General features: G+C 34.1%; 26 protein-coding genes, 1 tRNA gene and 3 pseudogenes. 15 read left to right on the top strand and 15 right to left on the bottom strand.

Translation table 11 applies throughout. From position 1 onward, the window contains the following. The first annotated feature begins 4 nt into the window (after positions 1-4). The 10 genes and pseudogenes from NNJ85_RS04645 (at position 5) to NNJ85_RS04600 (ending at position 4,330) form a co-directional block, all read left to right on the top strand. The gene (locus NNJ85_RS04645) at positions 5-1,249 is read left to right on the top strand and encodes a cysteine desulfurase (RefSeq protein ID WP_254474021.1); all 1,245 of its coding nucleotides are present in this window, start codon (positions 5-7) and stop codon (positions 1,247-1,249) included. After that, positions 1,242-1,643 (top strand): SUF system Fe-S cluster assembly protein, encoded by a 402-nt coding sequence (locus tag NNJ85_RS04640; protein ID WP_254474019.1) that lies wholly within the window; start codon positions 1,242-1,244, stop codon positions 1,641-1,643. Before NNJ85_RS04645 ends, NNJ85_RS04640 begins: the two co-directional genes overlap by 8 nt. 57 nt (positions 1,644-1,700) lie before the next feature. Then, a complete protein-coding gene (locus tag NNJ85_RS04635; RefSeq protein WP_254474017.1) occupies positions 1,701-2,006 on the top strand; it encodes a site-specific DNA-methyltransferase in 306 nt (101 codons plus the stop codon). Beyond that, entirely contained in the window at positions 2,003-2,185 is a 183-nt protein-coding gene (locus NNJ85_RS04630) for a DNA methyltransferase (RefSeq protein ID WP_254474015.1), read from the top strand. The genes NNJ85_RS04635 and NNJ85_RS04630 overlap by 4 nt, the downstream gene beginning before the upstream one ends. Positions 2,186-2,346: 161 nt before the next feature. Further along, positions 2,347-2,547 carry a hypothetical protein gene (locus NNJ85_RS04625; protein WP_254474013.1) on the top strand — a complete coding sequence of 67 codons (201 nt, stop codon included), beginning with the start codon at positions 2,347-2,349 and terminating at the stop codon, positions 2,545-2,547. A 7-nt stretch (positions 2,548-2,554) separates the two neighbouring features. Further along, the gene (locus NNJ85_RS04620) at positions 2,555-2,767 is read left to right on the top strand and encodes a DNA methyltransferase (protein WP_254474011.1); all 213 of its coding nucleotides are present in this window, start codon (positions 2,555-2,557) and stop codon (positions 2,765-2,767) included. Then, positions 2,764-2,985, top strand: a complete 222-nt coding sequence (locus NNJ85_RS04615) for a hypothetical protein (protein ID WP_254474009.1) — start codon at positions 2,764-2,766, stop codon at positions 2,983-2,985. The genes NNJ85_RS04620 and NNJ85_RS04615 overlap by 4 nt, the downstream gene beginning before the upstream one ends. 4 nt (positions 2,986-2,989) lie before the next feature. Continuing rightward, a complete protein-coding gene (locus NNJ85_RS04610) occupies positions 2,990-3,343 on the top strand; it encodes a hypothetical protein (RefSeq protein ID WP_254474007.1) in 354 nt (117 codons plus the stop codon). Between the two features lie 22 nt (positions 3,344-3,365). Continuing rightward, positions 3,366-3,710: pseudogene (locus NNJ85_RS04605) on the top strand (DEAD/DEAH box helicase family protein); the annotation flags it as partial. A 404-nt stretch (positions 3,711-4,114) separates the two neighbouring features. Beyond that, entirely contained in the window at positions 4,115-4,330 is a 216-nt protein-coding gene (locus tag NNJ85_RS04600) for a hypothetical protein (protein ID WP_254474003.1), read from the top strand. Positions 4,331-4,810: 480 nt separating this feature from the next. Here the strand turns inward: NNJ85_RS04600 and sodC are convergent, their stop codons facing one another. The 4 genes from sodC to NNJ85_RS04580 form a co-directional block, all read right to left on the bottom strand. Further along, positions 4,811-5,290 carry a superoxide dismutase [Cu-Zn] SodC gene (gene sodC / locus NNJ85_RS04595; RefSeq protein ID WP_305883489.1) on the bottom strand — a complete coding sequence of 160 codons (480 nt, stop codon included), beginning with the start codon at positions 5,288-5,290 and terminating at the stop codon, positions 4,811-4,813. Positions 5,291-5,753: 463 nt separating this feature from the next. After that, positions 5,754-6,098, bottom strand: a complete 345-nt coding sequence (locus tag NNJ85_RS04590; RefSeq protein WP_254474000.1) for a hypothetical protein — start codon at positions 6,096-6,098, stop codon at positions 5,754-5,756. Further along, the gene (locus NNJ85_RS04585; RefSeq protein ID WP_254473999.1) at positions 6,076-6,420 is read right to left on the bottom strand and encodes a hypothetical protein; all 345 of its coding nucleotides are present in this window, start codon (positions 6,418-6,420) and stop codon (positions 6,076-6,078) included. Before NNJ85_RS04585 ends, NNJ85_RS04590 begins: the two co-directional genes overlap by 23 nt. Before the next feature lie 784 nt (positions 6,421-7,204). Next, a complete protein-coding gene (locus tag NNJ85_RS04580; protein WP_254473998.1) occupies positions 7,205-8,434 on the bottom strand; it encodes a UbiH/UbiF family hydroxylase in 1,230 nt (409 codons plus the stop codon). 182 nt (positions 8,435-8,616) lie between these two features. On the opposite strand from NNJ85_RS04580, the gene pcsA reads away from it, so the two are divergent. From pcsA to NNJ85_RS04565, 3 genes are read left to right on the top strand one after another with little or no spacing between them, the layout of a single operon-like run. Beyond that, positions 8,617-9,435 carry a phosphatidylcholine synthase gene (pcsA, locus tag NNJ85_RS04575; RefSeq protein WP_254473996.1) on the top strand — a complete coding sequence of 273 codons (819 nt, stop codon included), beginning with the start codon at positions 8,617-8,619 and terminating at the stop codon, positions 9,433-9,435. 21 nt (positions 9,436-9,456) lie between these two features. Further along, positions 9,457-10,503 carry an enoyl-CoA hydratase/isomerase family protein gene (locus NNJ85_RS04570; RefSeq protein ID WP_254473994.1) on the top strand — a complete coding sequence of 349 codons (1,047 nt, stop codon included), beginning with the start codon at positions 9,457-9,459 and terminating at the stop codon, positions 10,501-10,503. Beyond that, a complete protein-coding gene (locus NNJ85_RS04565) occupies positions 10,500-10,910 on the top strand; it encodes a DUF6163 family protein (RefSeq protein ID WP_254473992.1) in 411 nt (136 codons plus the stop codon). Before NNJ85_RS04570 ends, NNJ85_RS04565 begins: the two co-directional genes overlap by 4 nt. Before the next feature lie 419 nt (positions 10,911-11,329). On the opposite strand, the pseudogene NNJ85_RS04560 reads toward NNJ85_RS04565, so the two are convergent. From NNJ85_RS04560 to NNJ85_RS04520, 9 genes and pseudogenes are all read right to left on the bottom strand, one after another. Beyond that, positions 11,330-11,692, bottom strand: a pseudogene (locus NNJ85_RS04560) (hypothetical protein). A 114-nt stretch (positions 11,693-11,806) separates the two neighbouring features. Next, positions 11,807-12,616: an MBL fold metallo-hydrolase gene (locus NNJ85_RS04555; protein ID WP_254473988.1), complete on the bottom strand. Its 810-nt coding sequence runs from the start codon at positions 12,614-12,616 to the stop codon at positions 11,807-11,809. 10 nt (positions 12,617-12,626) lie between these two features. Next, positions 12,627-13,400 (bottom strand): TatD family hydrolase, encoded by a 774-nt coding sequence (locus NNJ85_RS04550; protein ID WP_254473987.1) that lies wholly within the window; start codon positions 13,398-13,400, stop codon positions 12,627-12,629. Next, positions 13,390-14,949 (bottom strand): methionine--tRNA ligase, encoded by a 1,560-nt coding sequence (metG, locus tag NNJ85_RS04545; RefSeq protein ID WP_254473985.1) that lies wholly within the window; start codon positions 14,947-14,949, stop codon positions 13,390-13,392. Before metG ends, NNJ85_RS04550 begins: the two co-directional genes overlap by 11 nt. Before the next feature lie 76 nt (positions 14,950-15,025). After that, positions 15,026-16,072: a DNA polymerase III subunit delta' gene (locus tag NNJ85_RS04540; RefSeq protein WP_254473983.1), complete on the bottom strand. Its 1,047-nt coding sequence runs from the start codon at positions 16,070-16,072 to the stop codon at positions 15,026-15,028. Continuing rightward, positions 16,069-16,713 (bottom strand): dTMP kinase, encoded by a 645-nt coding sequence (tmk, locus tag NNJ85_RS04535; RefSeq protein WP_254473981.1) that lies wholly within the window; start codon positions 16,711-16,713, stop codon positions 16,069-16,071. The genes NNJ85_RS04540 and tmk overlap by 4 nt, the downstream gene beginning before the upstream one ends. A 29-nt stretch (positions 16,714-16,742) precedes the next feature. Further along, positions 16,743-17,906: a D-alanyl-D-alanine carboxypeptidase family protein gene (locus NNJ85_RS04530; RefSeq protein ID WP_254473980.1), complete on the bottom strand. Its 1,164-nt coding sequence runs from the start codon at positions 17,904-17,906 to the stop codon at positions 16,743-16,745. A 741-nt stretch (positions 17,907-18,647) separates the two neighbouring features. Then, the gene (locus NNJ85_RS04525) at positions 18,648-19,565 is read right to left on the bottom strand and encodes a septal ring lytic transglycosylase RlpA family protein (protein ID WP_254473979.1); all 918 of its coding nucleotides are present in this window, start codon (positions 19,563-19,565) and stop codon (positions 18,648-18,650) included. A 580-nt stretch (positions 19,566-20,145) separates the two neighbouring features. After that, positions 20,146-20,221 (bottom strand) — tRNA-Lys (locus NNJ85_RS04520). 1,376 nt (positions 20,222-21,597) lie between these two features. Here NNJ85_RS04520 and lexA point away from each other — a divergent pair. Further along, positions 21,598-22,311: a transcriptional repressor LexA gene (gene lexA, locus NNJ85_RS04515; RefSeq protein ID WP_254473978.1), complete on the top strand. Its 714-nt coding sequence runs from the start codon at positions 21,598-21,600 to the stop codon at positions 22,309-22,311. Between the two features lie 469 nt (positions 22,312-22,780). Continuing rightward, positions 22,781-24,094: a 30S ribosomal protein S12 methylthiotransferase RimO gene (gene rimO / locus NNJ85_RS04510; RefSeq protein ID WP_254473977.1), complete on the top strand. Its 1,314-nt coding sequence runs from the start codon at positions 22,781-22,783 to the stop codon at positions 24,092-24,094. Between the two features lie 490 nt (positions 24,095-24,584). On the opposite strand, the pseudogene ttcA reads toward rimO, so the two are convergent. Together ttcA and rpsD are read right to left on the bottom strand one after the other, a co-directional pair. Next, positions 24,585-25,462: pseudogene (gene ttcA / locus NNJ85_RS04505) on the bottom strand (tRNA 2-thiocytidine(32) synthetase TtcA). Positions 25,463-25,723: 261 nt separating this feature from the next. Then, a complete protein-coding gene (gene rpsD / locus NNJ85_RS04500; RefSeq protein ID WP_254473976.1) occupies positions 25,724-26,341 on the bottom strand; it encodes a 30S ribosomal protein S4 in 618 nt (205 codons plus the stop codon). Positions 26,342-26,425 lie beyond the last annotated feature (84 nt).

The raw sequence follows: 26,425 nt of genomic DNA, 5'->3' as shown, positions 1-26,425 counted from the left end.
AAAAATGGAAAATGACGTACAAACATTCAATTATAATGTCGATGAAATTCGACGTGATTTTCCTCTTTTGTATCATCAAGTTTATGGAAAGCGACTAGCCTATCTTGATAGTGGTGCTTCTGCTCAAAAACCGCAATCAGTACTCAATGCAATGAATAATTATTATCACTATCGTTATGCTAATGTGCATAGGGGAATGTATTTTTTAGCCGATACGGCAACACAATTCTATGAAAATTCTCGTGAAACTGTTCGCCTTTTTCTAAATGCTCAAAAAGCTGAGGAAATTGTTTTTACGAAAAATGCAACGGAAGCGATTAATACAGTTGCTTATGGTTGGGCTATGCCCAAACTCAAGGAAGGTGATGAGATTATTCTAACAATCATGGAACATCACGCAAATATTGTCCCTTGGCATTTTCTGCGTGAACAAAAAGGGGTTAAACTCATTTTTGTGCCTGTTGATGAAAATGGAGTTCTGCATATTGAGGATTTTCAAAAGGCTTTAAGTAAAAAAACGCGGCTTGTCGCTATAACACATATGTCTAATATATTAGGGACTGTGCCTCCTGTTAAAGAGATGATTAAGCAAGCTCATCAAAATTCTATTCCTGTTCTTGTAGATGGTTCTCAAGGAGCAATACATTTAACCGTTGATGTACAAGATCTCGATTGTGATTGGTATGTCTTTACAGGACATAAGCTTTATGGTCCCACAGGTGTTGGTGTTCTTTACGGTAAGGAACATCGGTTAGAGGAAATGCGTCCTTTTCAAGGGGGAGGTGAAATGATCGAGGAGGTAACAACCGATAAGGTTCTTTATAATGCTCCTCCTTATCGTTTTGAAGCAGGTACACCTCCTATCGTTGAAGCTATTGGATTAGCTGCGGCTATTGATTATATACAAGAAAAAGGCCTCAGTACAATTCATGCCCATGAAATGTCCCTTTCAGCTTATGCGCATGAAAAGCTTAAAACCGTTGAATCATTGCGTATTTATGGTAGCTCTCCTAATAAAGGCGCTATTATATCATTTGTAATTGAAGGGATTCACGCTCATGATATTGCTATGTTTATTGATAGAAAAGGAGTTGCAATCCGTGCGGGAACTCATTGTGCGCAGCCTTTATTACAGCATTTTGGTTTAACATCTATTTGTCGTGCATCGTTAGCCATGTATAATACTCAAGAGGATATAGATCAATTAGTCGAAGCATTAAAAGAAACAAGGACATTTTTTAATGGGTGAGTTAATAGAAGAGCGTCATTCTACAGAATCTGCTAAAACTGTAAGCGAAAATGAAAAATCTTACATATCAGCAATTCCCGCAGACGAAATTGATCGTATGACGAATGATATTATTGCTGCTCTTAAAACAGTTTATGATCCAGAGATTCCTGCTGATATTTATGAGCTAGGATTGATTTATCGTATTGATATTGAAGATGATCGTTCAGTAAAAATTGAAATGACTCTTACAGCGCCAGGCTGTCCTGTTGCGGGTGAAATGCCAGGGTGGGTAGAAAATGCTGTCAGAGCCGTTGAAGGGGTTTCTCATGTTGAAGTCACGATGACTTTTGATCCACCGTGGACACCTGAGTGTATGTCAGAAGAAGCGCAAATTGCTGTCGGATGGTATTAACAATACTGTTCATGAATACATCGCTTTTCGTAAACAGTTAAATTTAAAAACGATCACATGCATTATAATACACCCAAATTAGAACTTATCTGGATTGGAAAAGAAAGACGCCCCAAACTGGAGCCTCGTATCTTATTAGAAGATCTTAAAAAGTCTTATCATGCCTCGCATCAAATATCATCCCAAGATATTTTTGATAATAAACTTATTTTTGGTGATAATTTACTCGCACTCAAAGCACTTGAGCAAGAATATACGGGAAAGGTAAAATGCATCTATATTGATCCACCTTATAATACAGGCAATGCCTTTGAGCATTATGAAGATGGTTTGGAGCACTCCACATATGGCTTGGTCTTATGAGAGATAGATTAGAATTATTACATCATTTGCTTGCGGATGATGGAAGTATCTGGATATCGATTGATGATGACGAACAGGCCTATCTTAAAGTAATGATGGATGAAATTTTTGGTCGCCAAAATTTCATCAACAATATTATTTGGCAAAAGAAATATGCACCACAAAATGATACAAAATAGCTTTCCAATAACCATGATTTTATAATGGTTTATGCCAAAGATAAAATGATTTGGCACCCTTACTTGCTTCCTCGTTCAACAGATATGGATGCGCGCTATAAAAATCCTAATAATGATCTACGTGGGTCCTTGGAAATCTTGGAGATTTATCTGTAAAAAGGGTGACGCCTAAAGATATTTATGAAATCACTACACCTTCTGGGCGCAAAGTGATGCCTCCTTATGGCAGAAGTTTGGCTATAAGTGAAAAAAAATTCTCTGAATTATTGAAAGATAATCGTATTTGGTTTGGTTCAACAGGAAGCAATGTTCCCTCGATAAAGCGTTTTTTATCAGAAGTAAAAGACGTATGGTTTCAATGACCATTATTTGCCCCTTACGGAAGTAGGGCACAATCAAGATGCCAAAAGAGAAGTCAAAGCTTTTAATTCTTATGATGTTTTTACAACTCTCAAACCTGAACGGTTAATAGAACGCATCATACAACTTACAACTAATCTCGGTGATCTTGTCTTAGATTCCTTTGCAGGTTCTGGCACGACTGGTGCTGTTGTTCATAAAATGGGACGCAGTGGATTATGATTGAACTTAGTAAACATTGTCATACCCATATTATTCCTCGTTTAAAACAGGTGATTGATGGAACGGATCAAGGGGGAATTTCCCAAAGTGTCAATTGGCAGGGTGGCGGTGGATTCCGTTATTATCGTCTTGCACTTTCTCTGTTAGAAAAAGATCCATGGGGACAATGGATTATTAGTCGCAAATATAATGCTGCTGCTTTCAGAAGCGATGTGTAAACATATGAGATTTACCTATGCGCCGGATGAAAATTATTATTGGATGCAAGGCTATTCAACCGAAACAGATTATATTTATGTAACAACAAGTGTTATGACCCATGAACAACTCCGTCTTATAAGCGAAGAGGTAGGTTCCCATCGCACATTGCTGATTTGTTGTACTGCCTTTGATACAAAAGAAACATCCTTTGAGAATTTGACACTGACCAAAATTCCCCGTGCAATATTGGAAAAATGTGAATGGGGGAGGGATAATTACAGTTTAAATATAGCCAATCTTGAACCAATGATTATGGTAAAAGAAAGCAACAAAGATAAAGATAATACACAAGCAGAATTAGATTTATTTGAATAATATATAAAAAGCGGAGTTTTTCATGAACACTGTTGAAAAAAGGCTTTCTGCTCGCCTATCCTTGCGTGATCCTCAAAGTAAATCTTTAAATACTTTGGCGAACATCTTAGAAAAGTTAGAACTTTCTAAAAATGCTGATTTGGCTACAAAGTTAGAAGTGATAAAAAGTCTTTATCCTTCTGTACAAGACTTTAAACGAAACTTTCCTTCTTTTTGTTTTTTTGCCTTAGCAACGGGTGTGGGGAAAAGGCGGCTTATGGGCGCTTTTATCAGCTATCTTTATTTAGCAGGTCGTAGGCATCACTTTTTTGTGTTAGTGCCAAATTTGACTATTTATGAAAAATTAAAACAGGATTTTAGTCCAAAAGTTCAAAGTATGTTTTAATTGAAGAATGTGAGGCTTAATCAAATGTTTGAATATTATTTTTAGTTTTTGTATTACTGTATCATTAATTTAAAAATATTAAGGTTTCTTTTAAATCAAAAAAATATTATTTTTTCTAACTACATAAAAATAAAAAAATGTTTAGAAAATTTATACAAGATTAGGCTTTTTATGGGGATTTTCTGCTTATTTACAATTTTTGACAAAAATACAATCTTACCTTCTTTATACGAAAAAAATCCTTAAGTTTATAGTTACAAATTAAAAGAATATTTTAATTTTATAAATAAGTTTTTTTGAAAAAAGTTAAACAGTTTATGGTTCTGTCTTTTGAAAAGTTTGAATATAATGGGATATCCAGAGGATAAAAGGAAATAATTTTACGTATGACTTTGAATTTAACAAACACTGTTTTTAATTTTTTAAAGAAAAATCCGACAAGAAAATTTACAGCTCGAGAAATTGCACAATGGATATTTGAAAGTTATCCGGAAAAATGCCGTCAAAAACAAAAGCGTTCAACGGCAACAATCACTCCCCTTAAGAATGATACAGCTCTTATTCAGCAAATTGTCGCTGAAATAGGATCTCAGCGACCTTAGTAAAAGCGTTATCCAGAAATTAAAACCACTGAAGGACGACCACGGCAGTATTATTTTACAAAACAAACAGATAGTGCTGAAATTGATGCAGTAGAGGACAATACAGAAAGTAGAACAGAAGATGGCTCTATTAACCGGCAAGATGCGTCCATCCGATTGGGATCATATAGGAGTCATAAAGGTTATTTTTTAAAGGACTCTATTGTTTAAAAGTTTTTTATTTTTGCGTACGAATCAAATATTAAAATATTATTTCCTCATACTAAAGTTTTCTTATGAAGAATTTATACTGCTATTCTGTTAGTCTCGATTACTGTTAAGTGCTTTATCATCCACATTAAAGATTCAAAAAGAAATATGATTTTATAAAATATTTTCATATTACTTAACTTTTTGAAATGGAACTAAAAAATAAATTTCTATCACATTTTATGATAAAGGAAGTGTATACGATACAGCTTATCATAATACCCTCTTTATTTATTCAATAACGCCACACGCCAGACGTGCACCACCTCCACCAAGCGGTAATGGCTTATCTGATTGATTATCACCCCCTAAATGAATCATTAATGAGCGTCCTATAATCTCAGAGATTTTTTTCAATCGTGGAGCAAGAACACTCATCGTGGCATATCCTTGTTTATCAACATACAATGCTGGTAAATCACCAAGATGACCATCGACATTATAAGGTCCTAAATGTTTTCCGGTATGTTCAGGATCATAATGTCCTCCTGCGCTTCCAGCAATTACGCCATCTTTTGTATCACATGAAGGATTTACATGTACATGAAAACCATGCATCCCTTCTGGTAAAGTCGATAAATTAGGAATGAAAATCAAACCGTATGTACTTTCTTCAATTTTAATGCTACCAATAGCTTTTTTGGAATTATTATCTTCTAGTTTATAAATATTTACTGTTGTTGATAGTGCTAATGCAGAGTTTTTATGCATTAAAAACGCCATAAAAACAAATAATGAGAGTAAATATTTTTTCATAAAATACCTTTATACTTACTTTAAATAAATTTTATCTATCAAAATAGTCTTAATTTAAATATTTTAGTAGTAATACGTATTATTAAATACACAAAAATATCCTAAATTTAATTTAAAAAAATAAACTACATGGAAATATTAATTCTTATAAAGAATAAATAAATTAAAGTGTATTTTTAAACATAACTTTTATTTTTTGAGCTATAAAAATATAGCTGTTATAGGTGGATAATTATATCTCGCTTACATTTCTTCAAGGGATACTTAAAAAAATATATTTTTTTGAGATATATTAAGAAATTAATCAAGCAATTTTAATAAGTTATCTAATAGTATGATGATCATTTCAGCAAAAAACAGAGCCTATAATTTCTTGTTGTTTTAATGTTCTGTTCATAGAAAAAATGACAATAGCTTTCTATTCATTGCGAAATTTATAAGAGAAAGGACGACTATGATTGATATAAATTTCCCATAAAATACAGCATATACCAACACTCACGCCCATTCCGGATCCTATCAGCGCTCCTATTATTGTTCCGGCAGAAAGTGCTACTCCTATACCCATTGCGATAAGTGGACCAAATCCTGGAAGGGCAATGTAACCATAAGTAGCAAGAGTTGCTGCGATTGCTCCTGATATGCTACCATTTAAACCGCCAATGAAAGCAAATTCTTTAATAGAATGATAGCACTTTTTGAAAAAATTTTTCTTACAACGATGAATAGAAGTTTTAAACTCAATCATATTTTTTTCTTTCATTTTGAATGCTAACTGTTCCTGAATAGTCAACGGACACGAAAAAATGGGACTTTTTAAATTTTACTAAAGCACGCCAGATACCTTTGTCATCTAAACGCAATCGTTTAATGTTCTCAAAACCGTTTTGCATAAGACAATTTTTAATTTGTGAAGCAGTAAATGAATTCTGACCTATTTTAGTGACATTTTGACTAGAGCTATAGGTAAAGGTTTGACAATAAGGAAGTTGAAAAACTTCACTGATTGAAGTCGTGACGATCAATGAAACACATACAATCATCATAAAAAAAACACTTAATTTCAAAATGTTATTTAGGTTCATCTTGTCACTCTCTGTTGAAATAACACACTTCATTAACCATTGTATTGCTAACAGGTTCCCAAGATGATTTTATTTTTAATATTATACTTAACAAAAAAATTGAAACTTTATTGATTAAATAAAACTATTTTTTATCTATAAATTTGATATTTCATACAGGATTATAATAAATATATATTATATTTTTAAATTATTTCATATCAATACACCAAATATATAGAGTAATGTTTTATATAATATGAGCTATAGAAATATTAATTATAATATATTGTGATACAAACCCAAAGAATCTGGTGTAGGAGTAAAGGGAATAAAATATCGCTTAGAAACAGTCTCAAATATAAGAGAGTTCTAAAACATTAGAGGATGACAAACAGCTCTGTGTGCACAGGTTTGCAACCATCATAAGCGTAAAAATGATTGTGTTTAATAGTTTTCCGTTTATATTATTAATGCAGGCGCTATTACGAGAAACGAGTTTAAGTGCGAGATGTTGCTTTAAAACAAGCACGTAAATCAATAAAACGAACATTCTAGTATGAATTTTTATAAAACTGGTAAAAAGGATTTGAATTATATTTATCTCTTAAATCATGAAGTAATTCTTTTTTATTGTATGCTAGAATATTATATTTTTACTAAATAAATGTACTTACAAAATGCATTATTAAAAATAACTATTTCTTTGGTTATTTATAGGTTATGTACTTATTATTTTTTTCAGTTTACCTGAGTAAGTTAGATATAAAATTAGCATTTATTTTTCGTTATTATCTCTTATTTCTCAATAGAGTTGTTTTGGTGATTTTGTTGGAAATATTGACATCATTTCCTTGAATCCGTAACCTGGATACATTCCTTCACGCATAAATAAATTACGTAATGGCGAACAATGATGTAATAGACTAAGCCCAAGACTGCGCATGATATGAACAGGTAACATATGAGAAAGTAAAGCAGAGTTGAGGGTATGAACAACTCCACTGCGGATTAATATATCTGGTTTGCGGTATTGGTTATATTGTGTAACAATCATTTCAGAGTTAAAATCGGATATTTGATTGGGTAAAATATCAATCAAAGTTTGGACATCACGGAATCCTAAATTTAATCCCTGTGCCCCAATAGGAGGAAAAACATGAGCAACTTCACCCACTAAGATCGTTCGATTCGCAGCAAAATAATGAGCGAGAAGTCCTGAAAGCGGCCATGCTTGAATTGATGTTTCTAAGGTTAGCGTTCCAAGCATTGATTGCATTTGATTTTCGATTATTTTTGCAATTTCTTTTGATTCTATATTCAATAATTCTTCAGCACGAGAAGGGTGAACAACCCATACAAGACTGGATCTTCGTCCAGGGAGCGGAACCTGTGTAAATGGACCATGTTCTGTATGAAATTCAGTTGATGTATTTTGATGAGAAAATTCATGAGAAAAGTTGAGAACAAGTGCTTTTTGTGGATAGTCCCACTGTTTGACAGTTATCCCTGCTGCCGCACGCGTAAGAGAATGGCGTCCATCAGCAGCAATAACAAGGGGTGCTTGAATGACTCGATCATCAGCAAGAGTGATAGATACATGGCTTTTTGTGTGATGAAAAGATTTAGCTTCAGAAACAAATCTTTTAATATTAGGCATCTGTGTAACAGCATCGAATAAAGCAGAGTTCAATTTTACATTGGGTATATTATAGCCAAAAGCTTTTTCACCAATTTCAGCAGAAGAAAAATGCACCGTAGGCGCACGTACAATCCTAGAAGTTATATCGATAATTCTCATGTACGATAAAGCTGCAGCCTTTTTTTGAAGACTATTCCAAATATTAAGTTTTTGGAGCGTACGTATTGCAGGCATCATAAGAGCTGTTGTCCGTAACTCATCTGTAAGAGCAGGGGGGGGGCCAACAAGAAAAACAGCCCCCCCCTTATGCGCAAGCCTCAATGCGGCTAACATCCCGACAGGGCCTGCACCAATAACAGCAATAGCGTTATGTTCTTTCTTTTCAAGTATCACAACAAGTTGAGCCTTTTCTCAATAGAGCAAATATTTTAACATTTCCAAATGATTGCTCTCTTTTTATTGTATGAAGCTCTTCTATTATATTATGTAATAAATAATGCGATATAAAAAAGTAACCTTTTTACGATTTTTTTTTATACTGAGTCATATCATGGGTAAAAATGGCGTATTGGTAGATGGATAAAGACTGTAAAAACGAGGATAAGAAAACCTTGAAACGTAAACTAACAAAAAAAATCAAAACAAATGCTAAATTATTACGCCATAAAAAAGTAACAATGCCACAAGCAAAGGCTTTTTCTGTCCATTTACTAACAGCTTCGGGATCATTTTTAGCGTTTCTTTCTCTTATATCGGCTTCTCAAAAAGAATGGACAGCTATGTTCTGTTGGCTTGGGCTTGCACTTCTCGTTGATGGTATAGATGGACCCATTGCACGCAAACTTGATGTTAAATACGTCCTTCCAACATGGTCTGGAGAGCTGTTAGATAATATCATTGATTATGTAACTTATGTTTTAATTCCTGCTTTTGCCTTCTATCAAAGCGGTTTTATGGGGGTAGGGCTATCTTTTTCATTGAGTGCAGTTATTGTTATTTCATCGGCTATTTATTATGCCGATACGGGTATGAAAACCAAAGAAAACTTTTTTAAAGGATTTCCTGTCGTTTGGAATATGATGGTTTTTACACTTTTTGTCGTAAGGCCAGGGGAGTGGATTACCTTTATCATTATTGTTTTATCGGCCATTATATCTTTCTTACCAATTTATTTCATCCATCCTGTAAGAGTCCGTCGTTTACGGAGAATTAATTTTCCAATTTTTCTCTTATGGTGTTTCTTTGGTGTTGCGGCCTTCTTTTATCAATTAGAAGCTCCCTATTGGGTTAAAATAGGAATTTCAATAACAGGGATTTATATATATTGTATTGGCGCGATCATGCAAATATTTCCCCAACTTGGGGAGAAAAATATAAAAAAAACAATAGAGTAATTGTTTTAAGAAGGGTGTGAGATGCAAATTGATTTTGGAGCGGATAATGATATTTCTTTTACGAAAAAAGGGTGTGCTGGTATTATAAAGCTTACACGCCCTTTAGCCTTAAATGCTCTTAATGGGCGAATGGTTTCCGCTTTAAAAAAAGCTCTCAAGACATGGGAAACGGATAATGATATTTCATGTGTCTTAATTGAAGGGGAGGGACGTGCTTTTTGTGCTGGTGGAGATGTTGTAGAAATCTATCATATGAGGAAAAGTGCCTCTGCTTATCAATATTTTAGAGAGGAATATAGTTTAAATGCTTATATTAAACGTTTTTCAAAGCCTTATATTTCTTTCTTAAACGGTATTTGGATGGGAGGAGGGGTAGGTATTTCTCTGTATGGTTCCCATCGAATTGTTACAGAAAATACAGTTTTTGCTATGCCAGAAGCTGCGATTGGATTTTTTCCAGATGTTGGTGCAAGTTTTTTCTTACCATCTCTTCCCAATTATTTTGGTATTTATCTTGCATTGACTGGTGCACATATAAAATGGGGAGACTGTTTAAATTTAGGATTAGCAACACATGCCGTTCCTGAAGTTAAATTCGATATAATTAGGAAAGCAGTTATTGAGCAGGGAGATCCTACTTTAGCTTTAAATGAGCACGCAATTACAAAAGACTATGGAACGAGTCATGAAATACGTTGTATTATTAACACTTGTTTTAGTGCCCAGACATTAGAAGAATGTCTTGAATTGCTTCATAAAAAAAGTAATGAAAGTATTTTATTTGCTAAAGAATGTTATGATATTTTGCAGTCACGTTCTCCGATAAGTTTAAAAGTTATCTGGAAACAAATGAGGCAAAATACAGCTCAAACTTTGGAAGATTGTATGAAAACTGAAAACCGTATTGCACATCATATGATTAATTCACACGATTTTTATGAAGGAATACGGGCTATGTTAATTGATAAGGACAAAACACCTCAATGGCAGCCTGATAAACTTTCAAATGTAACTGATGAAATGGTAGATTCTTATTTCCAACCTGTTAAACAAGAGTTATTATTGTGAAAAATAGTTCTCACAAACGGACTTCAAAAATCAAGTTAATTTATAATTGTTATTTACGGTTTTTGGCGCTTATTTGCTTGAGCTTGAGTATTTTTTATTGGGTACGCCTTGTTGGTGTTTTTCCGGGTATTTTATGGCGTTTTGACCTTATGCCTTGGCAGTGGCAATTTGCATCAACAATATTGGCTATTCTCTATCCTATTGCCTTGATTGGACTTTGGATGTACTCTTTATGGGGCATTATTTTATGGTGTCTTGCAGCATTGATTGAAACAATAACACTTTATTATTCCAATTTTGTTGATCAGCCATTTGTACCATTATTTCATGGAATATTATTCTTAGCTTTTGTGGTCTTACAAATTATAATGATTTTTTTAAAAAGAATAAAAAACAATTATAATTAAAAATTGGGCCAGAATGACTGGCCCGTCTTTTTAATAAGTTATTCTTTAAATAAAAGGTACCCACCACAATTGCAAAGGACTTTCTGCTTTTGCACAAAATATCCATAATAATGATGCTATTGTTCCCCAAAGTGCCACTGTCATAATTAATCCCTTTCCATAAAAGTTCCATAATATATATTATGCGATAAAACGATATAAAAATAAAAGTCCACTCCCAATAGAAACAAGCGACGCCTCATTTTTGATAAATGCATCATATTTATGTCGCATGTTTCTCTTTTAAAACAAAACTATGGCAATAATTAGGCAAAAAAATAATATAATAAAGTATTTTATCTTTTTAATTTAAATAAACTATAAAAAAATAAGCCTTTAAGTTATATTATCTTAAATATTAAAATAATAAATAAGAAAAATTATTGTGCTATTCTACAACGTTTTATACGTGCAAGATCACTCAAAACAGCATTACGATTATTTAAAGCTGCAATTTCATTACTTTCGCTTGATTTTACATCCATAAAAAACAAAGCAGGCACAAATATAATACCTGCTGCTGCTAAAGCTACATTTTTATTTCTTGCTTTAGAACGCTCTGCAATTGTATCATTAATCTGACGTTTATTAGCAAAAAATTCCCGTTGAATATCGGCACAACTCATTGTTCCATCATGTAATGTTGTCGTTGAAATATTTTTTTCTAAACGCCCCCCCACATGCTGTCAAGGAAACCGCTAAAGCCACACAATACATATTCCCCGCTTAAAACTCTTATGCATAAAAAAACTTACTTTTGACATAAAGAAGCGCTCATTACGACAAAAATAAAACAAAATAAAGGATAATTTATTAGAAAGTGTTTTTATTTACGTGGAATATTACGTTAAGTGGGGTTATGCCTTTGTTTCAAAAATAAGACCTTGATGTGCCGGTTTTACATAAGCTGGAACATAATTGATAACCTCGTTGTAATCTAGCGATCTGTCCATATGTGTAAGTATGGCGTGTTTGGGCTTTAGATATTCTATCCATTGTAATGCTTGATCAACAGAAAAATGACTCGGATGAGGTTTAAATTGAAGGGCTTCAATAATAAGAACATCTAAATCCGTTAATTTGGGTAATGTTTTTTTAGGAAATTCACTAACATCTGTACAATAGGCAACATTCCCAATACGAAAACCTAAGGAATGAATATTTCCGTGATATTGTAAATGCGTATTGACGCTTATTGCTCCCCCCTGCCCTTGAATAATAAATTGGCTATCTTCATCGATAAGATGCTCTTTTAAGATAGGTGAATAAGAAGAATCTTTTGGTGTTTGAAAACAATATCCAAAAGCATTTTTGAGATGTTCTAGTGTAAACCTGTCTGCATAGATATCGATTAAACATTTTTGTGCAAGTGCGTAGCTGCGTAAATCATCAATACCATGGATATGATCTGCATGAGAATGCGTGTAAAGAGCAGCATCAAGATGACTTACACGCGCATCAATCATTTGTGAGCGAAAATCTGGACCTGTATCAATAACGACAGTTGTTTTTTTTCCTGATGGTTTAATGCGTTCAACTAATAAAGAACTTCTGTAGCGTTTATTTTTAGGGTTATTGGGATCACATATACCCCAATCGCCATTAGGTCGTGGAACGCCTGGAGAGGGGCCACAGCCTAATATTGTAAATCGATACTGATCGCACATAGCTTTTGCCTTATTTCATTTTGCTAAATAAACGAAAAGCATTCCGCGTTGTTAATTGAGCTGTTTCTTCAATGCTTAAGCCAATTATTTCAGCCAAAACGGCTGCTGTATAGCATACAAAAGATGGCTCATTGGTTTTTCCCCGATGAGGAGTGGGGGCTAAAAATGGTGCATCTGTTTCCACCAGCAACTGCTCATGGGGTACAATTTTTGCTATTTCACGGATTTCAAATGCGTTTTTAAAAGTAAGAATCCCTGAAAAAGAAATATAACCACCAAGTTCAATGCCAGCACGAGCAAGCTGCATTCCAGATGAATAACAATGAAGAATAAAGGGGAAAGACCCTTCCTTTATTTGTTCGCGTAAAATTTTTTCCATATCGATATCTGCATCGCGTGAATGTATAACGAGAGGAATCTGTGTTTCTCGAGAAGCAATGATATGTTCTTGGAATACTTTCTTTTGCTCTTCTGGTGTAGAATAATCATAATGGTAATCAAGCCCCCCTTCCCCAAACGCAACAATTTTAGGGTGTCTTGAGAGCTGTATAAGTTTTTCCGCTGTAACATTTTGTTCTTCATGTGCATGATTAGGGTGTGTTCCAACGGAACAAAAGACTTGCTCATAGCTTTGTGCAATAGCTAACAGCTTATCTAACTTACGAACATGGGTTGAAATTGTGATCATACGTCTAACGTCAGCATCGAAAGCCCGTTGGATAACATTATCCAAATCTTGTGAAAAATCTTCAAAATCAAGATGACAATGTGTATCAATGAGCATGATGAGAATCTTCTTTCTTCAAGACATAACGAGGGAAAATCGGTTCTGGTGGAGGAAGATCAATTCCTTCTTGAATTTTTGCATGGCTTATATGATACAACAACCGATCATTTTCAGCAACCGCAAGGCTATCAAGAAGTTTTGTTGCTGATTGGGGAATGAAAGGCAAAAGCATAATTCCTATTCGTCGTAAGACTTCGACAGTTATATAAAGAACTGTAGAAAATCGCTCTTGATCATTTTTCCGTAAACTCCAAGGTTGTTCGTTGGCAAAATAGCGATTGGCATCTGCTACAATTGAAAAAATAGCTGAAAGGGCTAAATGCATACTATGGGAAGACATTGCGTGGTGTACAGTTTCAAGCACTTGAAGAGATTGTTCTAAAAGCTGTTTATCTTGAACTAAAAATGCAGCGGGTCTAGGAACTTTTGCATCACAATTTTTGGCAATCATAGATAAAGAGCGCTGTGCTAAGTTACCAAGATCATTAGCAAGATCGGCATTAATACGGTTCACAAGGCTTTCATGATTATAACTACCATCTTGTCCAAAGGGTACTTCACGAAGAAGAAAATAACGAACCTGATCAAGACCATAATGATCAACCATTTCAAAAGGATCAACGACATTTCCAACAGATTTTGACATTTTTGCACCACGATTAAGTAAAAAACCATGTGCAAAAATATTTTGGGGCAATTCAACTCCAGCAGACATTAAAAATGCTGGCCAATAGACGGCATGAAAACGAATAATATCCTTACCAATAATATGCGTATTTACAGGCCAAAAAGCACGCTTTTTTGAATTTTTATTAAAAAAATCAATTGCTGATAGATAATTTGTAAGCGCGTCAATCCAAACATACATCACGTGTTTGGGATTATCAGGAACAGCAACTCCCCAATTAAAACTTGTGCGTGAAATAGAAATATCTTTTAAACCCGATTTGATAAAACTTATAATCTCATTACGCCGCTCAATGGGAGTAATAAAATCAGAATATTTTTCATAATATTCAAGAAGCGCCTTTTCATAACGAGAAAGTCTAAAAAAATAACTTTCTTCTTCATTCCATTCAACAGGAGAGCCTAATTCCTTCTCGCGACGAATATTATCTGGTCCAACTTCCGTATCTTTTTCTTCATAATAGGCCTCTTGGCGAACCGAATACCACCCCTTATAACGGCCGAGATAAATATCGCCATTTTTTTCCATCTTTTTCCATATTTCTTGACACGCTTGAGAATGGCGCTCTTCTGTCGTACGGATGAAATCATCATTAGAGCAATTTAATACTGCGAGCATTTTTTGAAACACAGCACTATTACGATCTGCAAGTTGCTGAGGTGTTATGCCTAATGTTGCTGCGGTTTGTTGCATCTTTAGACCATGCTCATCTGTACCCGAAAGAAAAAATACATTTTTTCCGTTTAATCGTTGAAAGCGGGCTAAAACATCGCTTGCAATGGCACTATAGGCATGCCCAATATGCGGATTACCATTGGGATAAAAAATGGGAGTTGTTATGTAATATGTGTCACGCATGTCATACTCGTTGTAAAACGCTATAAATAAAAGATATAATGGCATAACGCCTGTTCATCACATTGTCACGGAAAAACTAATCCTCATGAATGAGCTTATGAACTCTAAAAAGTAAGTTAATAACAAACTGCTTCTTATCGAGATTAAATAGTTGTATTTCCTCTATTTCTTTATGAATCTCTTGCCATTTTTGCGCATATTTTTTTGAGATAAATAAGTTTCCTTTTTCAACAAGCGTGATAGCTTTTTGTTGAATCTTATCAAGAATTTCATCACAAAATTGTTGAAATTGGAATGGGGAAGAAACAGATGAAAATGTTTGAGCAAGTGTGTGTACAATCGTTGCGTTACAAACAGGTTGTTTTAAAAGGGCATCAATTGTTTTAATAATTTCAAGACCGTTATGGCGAATAAGTAAAGCTGCTTTTCGAGGACTTCCTTTAGAGTTTTTAATAATCATTTCAATCGTTTTTTCATCAGGTAAATCCTGATTGGTGAAAATATGTGTAATGACTTTTTGCATTTCATCATGACTCAACGGGCGAAAAGAAATTTTTTGACACCGTGAATGAATGGTTGGAAGCAATTTTCCTAAAGAATGTGCGATAATAATAAAGAGCGTCTTTGCAGGAGGTTCTTCAAGTATTTTAAGAAGTGCATTGGCGGCATTTCTATTCATATCGTCTGCAGAATCAATAATAACAATACGCCATCCATTATCTTGCGATGTTTGACTTAAAAAGTGTATGATATCACGGATATCATCAATGAGTATTCCTGTTTTAAACTTTTGTGTTTTGACATCAAATCGACGTGAAATATACAAAAGACCAGGATGACTCCCCTGTGTAATTTGGCGCCATGGAATAGAATGAGGATCGGGTTCTAAGAAATTTCCTTTTTGAAAACTTAAAATATTCCAAGCAAGATGAAAGGCTAATGTGGCCTTTCCAATTCCATATTCTCCTTCAAATAATAACGCATGGTGCAAACGCTCTTCTTTAAGCATTTGTGTTAAAAAGTCACGAACATCCTCATGACCAAAGATAACATTATTCTGGGACGGAGATAAAATTGTCTCAATACCATCATATTGGCGTAAGATATTTATGACGTCACTCATGAAAACTGATCCAACAATACCTGATGACAAAAATTTTTTATTTGATGCGCAACGACTTCCACTGAGCCAGTCGCATCAATGACGCGAAACCTCTGTGGCTCTTGTTTGGCCAATTGAAGAAAAGCTTGACGCCTTTGTTCTTGAATTTCCAACTGATCTTTTTCAAAATAATCGATTTCTTCTGTTTGTTTTCTTCGCAAATTGGCACGCTTTATACTAAACTCTGCTGGCATATCTAATAAAAATGTTAAATGAGGCATGATACCATTGAGCGCAACACACTCTAAAACAGAAAGAAGAAAAGAATTGACGGTTTCATTCAGTCCTTGATAAACGCGTGTAGAATCAATAAAGCGATCACATAAAACGATTTTACCTTTTTGCAAAGAAGGCGCAATAATCTCTGCAACATGGTCGGTGCGTGCCGCTGTAAACAAAACAGCTTCAATCAACGGTCCATATTGTTGTGCCTGCCCTGACAACAAAATATGCCGGATTGCTTCTGCTCCTGGTGTTCCTCCTGGTTCTCGTGTTGTAATAACATCATAACCTTGGTGAGAGAGATATTCAGCAAGTAAAGAAATCTGCACCGTTTTTCCTACCCCGTCCCCTCCTTCGAATGTGATAAAATAACCTGACACGTATGAACCTTAACCTTATTAGCGCGTAACTATAAATATTTCCGTAACCATCCAATTGTTGTTTCATAGAATGCATCTTTTACTTTTGTAAAGAAACCTCCTTCCTGAACATTCTCGCCGGCAAAAACTGGTTTTTCCAAAAGAACCTTTTTACCTTCTAAAATTTGAATAACCCCAACTGATTGCCCTAAAACGATGGGTGCTTTTAATGGACCATGATATTTAATTTTTGCTTTAACATTGATTTTTTTTTCATTTGAAAGCATAAAACTTATCGGTTTTTTTACAATAAGTGGAACAAGATTTTTCTTCCCACCATAAACAGAAGCACGACCAACCGTTTTTTCCTTTGTAAAAATCGTTTTGAGATCAAAAGCTGTCATTCCCCATTGAAGAATACGTTCTATTTCCTTTGTATGTTTTTTACCATCTTGCAAACCATTAATTGCTAAAAAAAGACGTCGATGATTTTTATAAATGGTGGCAACCATTGAAAATCCTTCTTTTTTACTGTAGCCAAAACCAAATCCTTCTACACCTATTTCTTTAGAAATAAGAGGGTTTTTATTCCGCTGAAAAATATTATTCCACGTAAAATGAGGCTCACGATAAAGTGCATAATAATCTGGATATTCCTGAGCAATATAACGCGCTAATACAATCATATCGCGCACTGTTACAAATTGTCCCTCTTCGGGAAGCCCTGTTGCATTAACAAAATGGCTTTCAGATAATCCAATTATTTTAGCACGCTGATTCATCAGCTTTGCAAAATGAGCTTCATCTCCTGATATTCCTTCAGCAAGAATAATAGCAGCATCATTTCCATTCATAATAATTAAACCACGTAAAAGATCAGAAACACTGATTTCTGTCTTTATTTTTGCAAACATAGTGGCTGTACCGGAAGGGGCCCCACCCTTGCGCCAAGCATTTTCACTGACCTTGAATTCCTGGGTACTTCTTAACAATCCCTCCTTTAATTGATGAAAGACGACTTCCGCCGTCATTAATTTTGCTAATGAAGCAGGAAAAAAAGGAATATCACTTTGTTTTTCATAAAGTATTGTTTCTGTATCATCATCAAGTAACAACACTTGTGAGGCAGAAGTTTGAAAATCCTGTGCTCTCCCCCACGTATTAAATGCCAATACTTCCCATAAGATCAACAATATCCTTAATATTGTATACACAGCCGCTCCTCCCATCCCAAAGATCAATATAGAGAATCATTATATAGGAAAAAACTCTTTTATTTCTGTAAATTGAGAGATTATTGACAACTCAAGAAAAGATTTTATTCTCATTCAACATGAGCAAAAGTAAAATGATATACTTTTTATCTTCCACGCGAGAGTTAATTTTAAAACATGAAAGACAAAAAGACTTTTTATCTTTTTCATTGCTAGAGTATTGATTTATTAATGATAAATGATCATTTTTACTTTTCACAAACGTTGTCATAAAATAGGTTTGAGAGCCAGATATGCCTCCTTAAAATGAAAGTGTGTGAATTGACAATAAAAAAGTATATTTCGTTTGAGGTATCTAGTTTACGTGAAGGGTGTTACTCCATTAAGAAATCGAGAAAAAAGCATGAGGCAACATGTAATCCCTTCATAAGATATTATTACCTTGGATGCTTTCGAAGAAAGCAAAGCCAAATCAAAAAGAAATATTTTTTTTCTTTTTAAGTTTTATATTTTTTCCCCATTAAATTTTACAGTTGTTTTTAGAGATTACACTAACAGACTCACACAATCCGCTTACCTTCATTTGACAAAAGCTGTCACAGCAGAAGAAGCACGTGTTTTATGAGCAAACACTGTCATAAAACCAAAAAAAGACTGACAATGGATTGGAGAGAGGCATTAAATTATTAATAATAACACTCTCCTCCTTTTTTAATACTTTTTATTTGAAAATGATATAGATTAAAATTCAACGCATTCTTTCTTAAAACAATTGTAGCCAATTGACCTTTGTTTTTTTGTTGAGCTTATTATAGAAGCAACTTGATCGAATGGCACTGGCTTATCAACCATGATAGGACCAATTTCTGGTAATTTCACTGCAACATTTTTATTGCGTTGTTCCTGTGAAACAGGATCTGCTTTAGCTAATCCTTCTTTGTTCTCTGTGTTGCGCTCCTTGAACAAAACAGTTTCTCTTTTTTTCGAAATGTTTTCTGACGCTAATGAGTATGAGGTCGTATTTCCAGGAGTATAAGAGGCCATTAAATATGCACCATCATAATAGCCAATGGGTGCTTCAGCAATATATTCTACTTTAACATCTGCAATGCCCCTATCTACATAACCAAGTATTGTTGCAGCTTGCTTTGATAAATCAATGATACGGTCTTTCATAAAAGGTCCGCGATCATTCACTCTAACAATGAGTGAAGATCCATTTTTCAAATTAGTAACACGAGCATAGCTAGGTAAAGGCATTGTAGGATGAGCAGCAGTCAGAAGGTTCATGTCATAAATTTCACCGTTTGCCGTTAAACGCCCATGAAAATCTGAACCATACCATGATGCTTCGCCAACACGTGTATACGTTGGATCATTTTCAGGATAATACCACTTTCCTTTTATCTGGTAAGGTTTACCAACAATCGCCCGCCCACGTTTTTTTGCTTTTGATTGATTTTTATTATTGGATATTTGTTTCGGTAGAACAGAAGTATTTACGTCAATTGGTTTATTATGATAGGAATCTTTTATTGAAAAATGTGCGGTTTCGCTTGCGCAACAAGACACCAATGATTGAGAAATAACAATCATAGAAAATAATTGAAATGTCTGTTTGATAATAGAAGTAAATCTCTTTTTACTATTTGAAGGCATCTATTCAGTCCACTTATTTTTGTTAAGTACTACTGTAAAAACCACGTCACGCTTTCTATACGCGAGAGGAGTATTCACGTTTTTAAATGATATCCCTCGCGCATATACCATCCTTGAATTCGCTTCTTTTATCAAAAAATTAACACATTGTTAACCATTTTATGATCGTCATAAGAAATAAATGCACTATATAAAAACGTCGGAAGATAAAAGATATATAAATCAATATGTTATAAAAATCATCTTATAAGATAAGCTGTGAATAAACACAAATTGTGAATAAGTATCGATTTTACCAACTTGTTTCATGTGAATGCGGCGGGCATTAAAACACAGTCCATGAATTACGAAAACGAGTAGCCACACTTGTTATCAACACCAGTGTAATTGTATCACAAGCTTTAAAGCTCTTTCGGGTTGGGCAGAGGAGCACTCTATAGCAAAACAACTGATAGAAAAGGATTGGCTATAGAATAAATCAAAAGATTCCAAAAAGAATTAGCGGAGACAAAAAACTAAAAAGAATCAAAGCAACAAAGATTATCAAACTTTTGTATAGCTTATCCATATCATATAAATTTGGTGAGCGCGCAGGGATTCGAACCCTGGACCTACTGATTAAAAGTCAGTTGCTCTACCAGCTGAGCTACGCGCTCTCACACAAGCTATCTAGTTTGCAGACTATCTAATTTGTAGAAAGTGAAGGGAACATACGGTTGACTTTTCATTTGGTCAACACCTTTTGGAAAAAAAATATTATTATTTTTTTCAGTTATCAATAATTTTCCGTTTTCTCTCCTTTCTTCGTCATTGTAGATAGAGTTTTTTTGATCTTCTTTTTGAAATCTCGATAAAGAAATAATCTAATGATTAAAATATCTCATAGATTCGAAGTGCTAAAATTATAGAGAAATATCCCCTCCTCCTCCACACATGAGTTGTTAAACATCATGAGGAGAACAGAAAAATACTTCCTACTCTATATTATTATATTATTTTTTATACTTTATGTTTTAGTTTTCAAATTTAAATATGAATAAAGATTTATAAATAACATATTGATTTATAATAATTTATTTTTCTCACTCAAATGAGAGATTTGAATGCCGTAAGGTTTCTTTATTTCTAATTTTTTTGTTCCTTTTATATTGAACTCATAAAAATCATTTGTTTGCACAACATAGAGAGAAGAATAAAACGATTAAAAAAATGAAAATACCTCTTGTATTTTTTTAATAATCCAAAATTATCGCAACATGAGGGTTGGGCAAAATAAGTACGGCGGGGGGCTGTAGACTATTGAGATGTGAAGAGAGCATTGCCTAAGAGATTTTATGTTATTTGCAAGATCATCTTAATGGAAGCAAGCACATTAAGAGATCTCTTTTTAAAATCAATATGACAATGAGCAACAATGGCATTTTGAGGACGTAACTTTTTATTGACGTGCAATGATTCTATAACGAAAGCCAATTATTCTATAGAATAAAGCAAACGTAAAACAAAAAAATTTAGTCTCATTGAAAATATCAGGCATGGCTATAAATGATGCTCATTATTGTCGCTGTAGATAATTTGACTAAACAATAAAAAAATAGAAACAATGTGCAAAATGATTCTAAATATACATAAAGTGATCTGTCACGCTATTGAAAGAATGTATTTTATTTAATTTTATTATATGAGAAAATAATAAAAACGTAGATATATAAAAAAATAGAAGGATAATACTGACCATAAAATTGAGTGTTAAATTATTCAGTCAGAACTATAAAATATTTTTTATATATCATTTAATATTCGTGTAGTTTTATAATATATAAACAATATTATGATAAATTTATGAAAGTAAAATTTCATACTTATCATATATTAAATATGTTTATAAATAAACATATTACCTAATTAACTTCACTTATAAGATCAAAAATAAAGCAAATAATTTTGATTTAGCAAAAAAAAATTGTAGAATTATTATATATACACGTATTTTTACTGTACTATTTTTTTATTCTTTTGATTGGAACATTGAATGCTGACATGTAAACAATATGAGCTCCTCTTGTTTATTCACAATCATATAAAAGAAACAGGTGTTCCTCCTTCTTTTGAAGAAATGAAAAATGCTTTAGAACTTTCTTCAAAGTCTGGCATTCATAAGCTCATTATAGCTTTAGAACAACGAGGTTTTATACGTCGTTTACCCAATCGTGCTCGTGCAATAGAGGTGATTCGGCTGCCTGAGAAAATAACATTTAACCTTTCTCTAGCCCGTAAGATTTCTCCCAGTATGATAGAAAAAAATAAAAGAGAAATATCAAAAAACTTGGCTAATCTTGAGAATTTTGAGGAAGACGAAAAAAAAAATATCACAATCCCCATTATGGGACGTATTTCTGCGAGTGTGCCCGCCTCTGCTATACTGCAACAAACAAGCACACTTTCTCTCCCACACGATATGGTTAATACAGGTGAGCACTATGCATTAGAAGTTAAAGATAATTCTATGGTTGAGGCTGGTATCCTTGATAAAGATACGATAATTGTGAAAAGACAAAATACAGCAATAACAGGTGAAATTATTGTCGCATTTATTGATAAAAAAGAGGCAACATTAAAACGTTATCGACGCACAGGAAGCTCTGTCGCATTAGAAGCTGCTAATCCTCACTACGAAGTGCGTACATACAAATCCGAGCGTGTAGAAATACAAGGAAAACTTACCGGACTTATTCGCAAATATTAAAAAACAATCCTATTATAATAGGCTATACATACACTAATAAAATGCAGTAAAAAAAACTGCTGAGTATTTTTAAACATCGTACTACACGCAGTTGGCTTTCTTCCTATAGCCAAAGAATATGCCCAACTCGCGATCTATAAACAATCCAAATCCCTATCAAGCGGGTTTCACTTCCCCTCTTTTCTCTTATGTTTTTCACTTACACAAGGCTTGACAAGTAAGCTTTAAAATATTCACCACCTATCCTAAAAGAACTTGAATGCTTTGAAGGAGTCTGTCTTATATCATCGCCCTCAAAACAGCATTTGATAGCGCAAAAAGATAAAATTGTAAGCGTACACAAAATATTGTAGAGAAAAATCAAATAAATTTGTAACAGATTGTTATCTATAAAAATTAAAGAACATTTCTTACTTTTTAAGTCAATAAAAGCGGAACGCAATCGTTCCATAGTAATTATAGGATTATCATGGTAGCGCCTCGTATTAGTTTTATCTCTCTCGGATGCCCAAAAGCACTCGTAGATTCTGAACGAATTATTACAAGTCTCCGCTCTGAAGGGTATGAAATTTCACACCAACATCAAGGAGCTGATGTCGTTATTGTGAATACCTGTGGTTTTCTTGACTCTGCCAGAAAAGAATCATTAGCCAATATTGATGAAGCTCTTAAAAAAAATGGAAAAGTTATTGTAACAGGGTGTCTTGGTTCTGATCCTGATGTTATTCGCCAAAAATACCCTAATGTATTGGCCATTACAGGACCACAAGCTTATGAAAGTGTTATACAAGCTGTTCATACAGCAATTCCCCCTGTTCATGATCCTTTTCTTGATTTAGTTCCTCCCCAAGGTATTCGTTTAACACCTCGCCATTACGCCTACTTAAAGATTTCTGAAGGATGCTCTAACCGGTGTAGTTTTTGTATCATCCCTACCCTGCGTGGTGATCTTACTTCTCGCCCGATCAGTGATGTTCTTCGCGAAGCTGAAAAATTGGTAAAAGCGGGTGTAAAAGAACTTTTAGTTATTTCACAAGATACGAGTGCTTATGGTATTGATCTTAAATATCTCGAAAATTCTTGGAAAGATCGCACAATCAAAACAAAATTCTTTGATCTTTGTCGCGAACTAGGTGATATGGGCATTTGGGTACGTATGCATTACGTTTATCCTTATCCCCATGTGGATGAAGTTATCGAACTTATGGCGGCGAAAAAAATTCTCCCTTATCTGGATATTCCTTTTCAGCATGCATCACCAACTGTTTTGCGTCATATGAAGCGTCCTGCTCTTATGGAGAAAACAAATCGTAGAATTGAAAAGTGGCGAAAAATATGTCCAGATCTCGCTTTACGATCAACATTTATTGTTGGATTTCCAGGCGAAACAAATGAGGATTTTAATATACTTCTAGAATGGCTAGAAGAAGCAAAAATTGAACGCGCTGGATGCTTTAAATATGAAGAAGTAAAAGGAGCTGTTGCAAATGATTTGGGATTAGAAAATATTCCTGAAGACATAAAAGAAAACCGCTGGCATCGTTTTATGGCAAAACAACAACAAATTTCTACACATCTTTTAAAGAAAAAAATTGGAAAAAGACTCCAAATTCTTATCGATGAAAGTCAAGGAAAAGTCGCCAAAGGACGTAGTCAATACGATGCTCCAGAAATAGATGGTGTTGTCCATATATCATCACGGCACCCTTTGCGTGTCGGTGAGTTTGTCACCGTTAAAATCGAACAATCAGATGCTTATGACCTTTATGGTATAGCCGTTTAAAAAATTGAGCTTCTTCCCATCCCAATGATAAAGTTCTCCATCAGTGTTAGTTTATAAAAAAGCAACTGCTCACAATAGGGTTTGGTTACTTATGTGACTTACTTCATGAGAATTTATAGGCAATCCCTGTCCTGAATGATCGCTGTACATTCTAAAAACAACTTAATTTTTATCAAGAATTTTATATTCTCTTCGTTTACCGCTCTAAATGACAATGTTTTATTGCACAACAGGATAAGATAAAATCTACAAGGCTCTTTCATGTTTACTTTAAAAAAAAGCAAACCAATTTTAAAAGAAGCTCTTTAAATTGTGTTTTATACGTCCAAGAGTTCCGCTTGTGATATGCAGGAGGATGTTTTTTATGGATACAATAAGCAAATTTGACATAAAACTCTTACGATTGTAAAATTGTAAAGCAATAAATTAACATTATAAATAAGTATTTTATTTTAAAATCTTCAAACTTATTTTTAAAAATGCTTCATTTTTATTCACACGTTTTAAAATCAAAGAATTTCTTATCAAGTAAATGACTTGGGCGCACGTTCGTTAAAGCGCGATCATTGTATCTTTGCGTCCTGGCATTTCTCTTTCGATATTTTTCAGCATTTCTTTCATTGCATTACGTTGTAAACCATCTTGACTACCGCAAAGATTACAAGGAATAATCGGAAATTGCATTGCTTGAGAAAATTTTTCTATATCTTCCTCAGCAGCATAGACAAGAGGACGTAGCACAAAAAGATCGCCTTCATCATTTTTAAGTTTTCCAGGCATAGCGGCTAATCGTCCACCGTGAAACAAATTCATAAAAAACGTTTCCAAAACATCATCACGATGATGCCCTAAAATTAATGCCGAACAACCCTCCTCACGTGCAATGCGATAGAGATTACCACGTCGCAATCGAGAACAAAGTGAACAGTATGTCTGTGTTTCTGTCAATTTATCTGTAACAATGGAATAAGTATCTTGATATTCAATACGATAGGGAATTTTATAAGAACTCAAAAAGTCTGGAAGAATATGTTTAGGAAAACCTGGTTGTCCTTGATCAAGATTACAAGCGAGAATTTCAACGGGTAAAAGACCACGCCACTTTAAATCTAAAAGAAGTGCTAATAAACCATAAGAGTCTTTTCCGCCTGATAAAGCAACAAGCCATTTTTTTCCAGTAGAGAACATAGAAAAATCATCTAAAGCTTGCCGCATATGACGCAAAAGTCGTTTACGCAATTTATTAAACTCCACACTTGAAGGAGCACGCCGAAATATTGGATGGCAATCATCTTCTTTGCTTGCCAAAAGATCATCTTTCTTTTCGTTTTCTTCTATTGCCTGATATTCAACGGAAACATCATTCATAAGACCATATCCTGCACAAGTAATAGCTCATTTTGCAAAGACAGAAACAAATATAAAGCAAACTTACATTTCAAGTTTTTTGAATTTATAAAAATAGATACGAAAAAAAGAAATGGAACTATATAAGTTTATAACACTAAAATAGTGTAATAAACTTACTATAGAACCATTTGAAAATATTTTCTGACTTCAAAGATTATAAAAACAACACAATAGCTTGAAATTATAATAATAGAAGAGAAACAACTTTTCTCATAAAAATTATCGAGAATAGAATTCAACGACCAAATTAGGTTCCATTTGCACAGCATAAGGAACATCTGCAAAAGCAGGAATACGTGTAAAGGTCGCTTTCATCTGTTTATGATCTGCTTCAATATAATCGGGGACATCACGTTCTGCTAATTGTACTGATTCTAAAACCAAAATAAGTTGTTTTGATTTTTCCCGAACCTCAATAACATCACCTGGCTTACAACGATATGATTGAATATTTGTACGTCGCCCATTTACATTCACATGACCATGATTAATGAATTGGCGAGAAGCAAAAATCGTAGGCACAAATTTTGCACGATAGACAACAGCATCCAAACGAGATTCTAAAAGACCTATAAGATTTTCACCTGTATCACCTCGCCGACGAGCAGCTTCTACATAAGTTTTATGAAATTGCTTTTCTGAAATATCACCATAAAATCCTTTCAACTTCTGTTTAGCGCGCAATTGCACTCCATAGTCAGAAAGTTTTCCTTTACGGCGCTGCCCATGCTGACCTGGACCGTAATCACGACGATTGACAGGAGATTTTGGACGCCCCCAAATATTTTCTCCCATACGTCGGTCAATTTTATATTTTGTTGTTTCGCGTTTACTCATCGCATTTCCTTTAAAATAAAACACGAGATCTGAAAATCTCAAGGAAACGCGCCCTCCTCTGCCTTTAAATAAAAAAGACTGACA

The organism is Bartonella sp. B1098 (assembly GCF_944896145.1).
Lineage (GTDB): Bacteria > Pseudomonadota > Alphaproteobacteria > Rhizobiales > Rhizobiaceae > Bartonella.
This window is presented reverse-complemented; position numbering and strand designations above follow the sequence as displayed.

Excerpts from the sequence above, each read along its gene's own strand:
- NNJ85_RS04540 (WP_254473983.1), bottom strand. The coding sequence starts at position 16,072 with ATGAGTGACGTCATAAATATCTTACGCCAATATGATGGTATTGAGACA.
- pcsA (WP_254473996.1), top strand. The coding sequence starts at position 8,617 with ATGGATAAAGACTGTAAAAACGAGGATAAGAAAACCTTGAAACGTAAA.
- NNJ85_RS04550 (WP_254473987.1), bottom strand. The coding sequence starts at position 13,400 with ATGCTCATTGATACACATTGTCATCTTGATTTTGAAGATTTTTCACAA.
- NNJ85_RS04525 (WP_254473979.1), bottom strand. The coding sequence starts at position 19,565 with ATGCCTTCAAATAGTAAAAAGAGATTTACTTCTATTATCAAACAGACA.
- lexA (WP_254473978.1), top strand. The coding sequence starts at position 21,598 with ATGCTGACATGTAAACAATATGAGCTCCTCTTGTTTATTCACAATCAT.
- NNJ85_RS04630 (WP_254474015.1), top strand. The coding sequence starts at position 2,003 with ATGAGAGATAGATTAGAATTATTACATCATTTGCTTGCGGATGATGGA.
- NNJ85_RS04635 (WP_254474017.1), top strand. The coding sequence starts at position 1,701 with ATGCATTATAATACACCCAAATTAGAACTTATCTGGATTGGAAAAGAA.
- NNJ85_RS04615 (WP_254474009.1), top strand. The coding sequence starts at position 2,764 with ATGATTGAACTTAGTAAACATTGTCATACCCATATTATTCCTCGTTTA.
- NNJ85_RS04570 (WP_254473994.1), top strand. The coding sequence starts at position 9,457 with ATGCAAATTGATTTTGGAGCGGATAATGATATTTCTTTTACGAAAAAA.
- NNJ85_RS04640 (WP_254474019.1), top strand. The coding sequence starts at position 1,242 with ATGGGTGAGTTAATAGAAGAGCGTCATTCTACAGAATCTGCTAAAACT.
- sodC (WP_305883489.1), bottom strand. The coding sequence starts at position 5,290 with ATGCATAAAAACTCTGCATTAGCACTATCAACAACAGTAAATATTTAT.
- rimO (WP_254473977.1), top strand. The coding sequence starts at position 22,781 with ATGGTAGCGCCTCGTATTAGTTTTATCTCTCTCGGATGCCCAAAAGCA.
- NNJ85_RS04555 (WP_254473988.1), bottom strand. The coding sequence starts at position 12,616 with ATGTGCGATCAGTATCGATTTACAATATTAGGCTGTGGCCCCTCTCCA.
- NNJ85_RS04610 (WP_254474007.1), top strand. The coding sequence starts at position 2,990 with ATGAGATTTACCTATGCGCCGGATGAAAATTATTATTGGATGCAAGGC.
- metG (WP_254473985.1), bottom strand. The coding sequence starts at position 14,949 with ATGCGTGACACATATTACATAACAACTCCCATTTTTTATCCCAATGGT.
- NNJ85_RS04645 (WP_254474021.1), top strand. The coding sequence starts at position 5 with ATGGAAAATGACGTACAAACATTCAATTATAATGTCGATGAAATTCGA.
- NNJ85_RS04600 (WP_254474003.1), top strand. The coding sequence starts at position 4,115 with ATGACTTTGAATTTAACAAACACTGTTTTTAATTTTTTAAAGAAAAAT.
- NNJ85_RS04590 (WP_254474000.1), bottom strand. The coding sequence starts at position 6,098 with ATGAAAGAAAAAAATATGATTGAGTTTAAAACTTCTATTCATCGTTGT.
- NNJ85_RS04585 (WP_254473999.1), bottom strand. The coding sequence starts at position 6,420 with ATGAACCTAAATAACATTTTGAAATTAAGTGTTTTTTTTATGATGATT.
- rpsD (WP_254473976.1), bottom strand. The coding sequence starts at position 26,341 with ATGAGTAAACGCGAAACAACAAAATATAAAATTGACCGACGTATGGGA.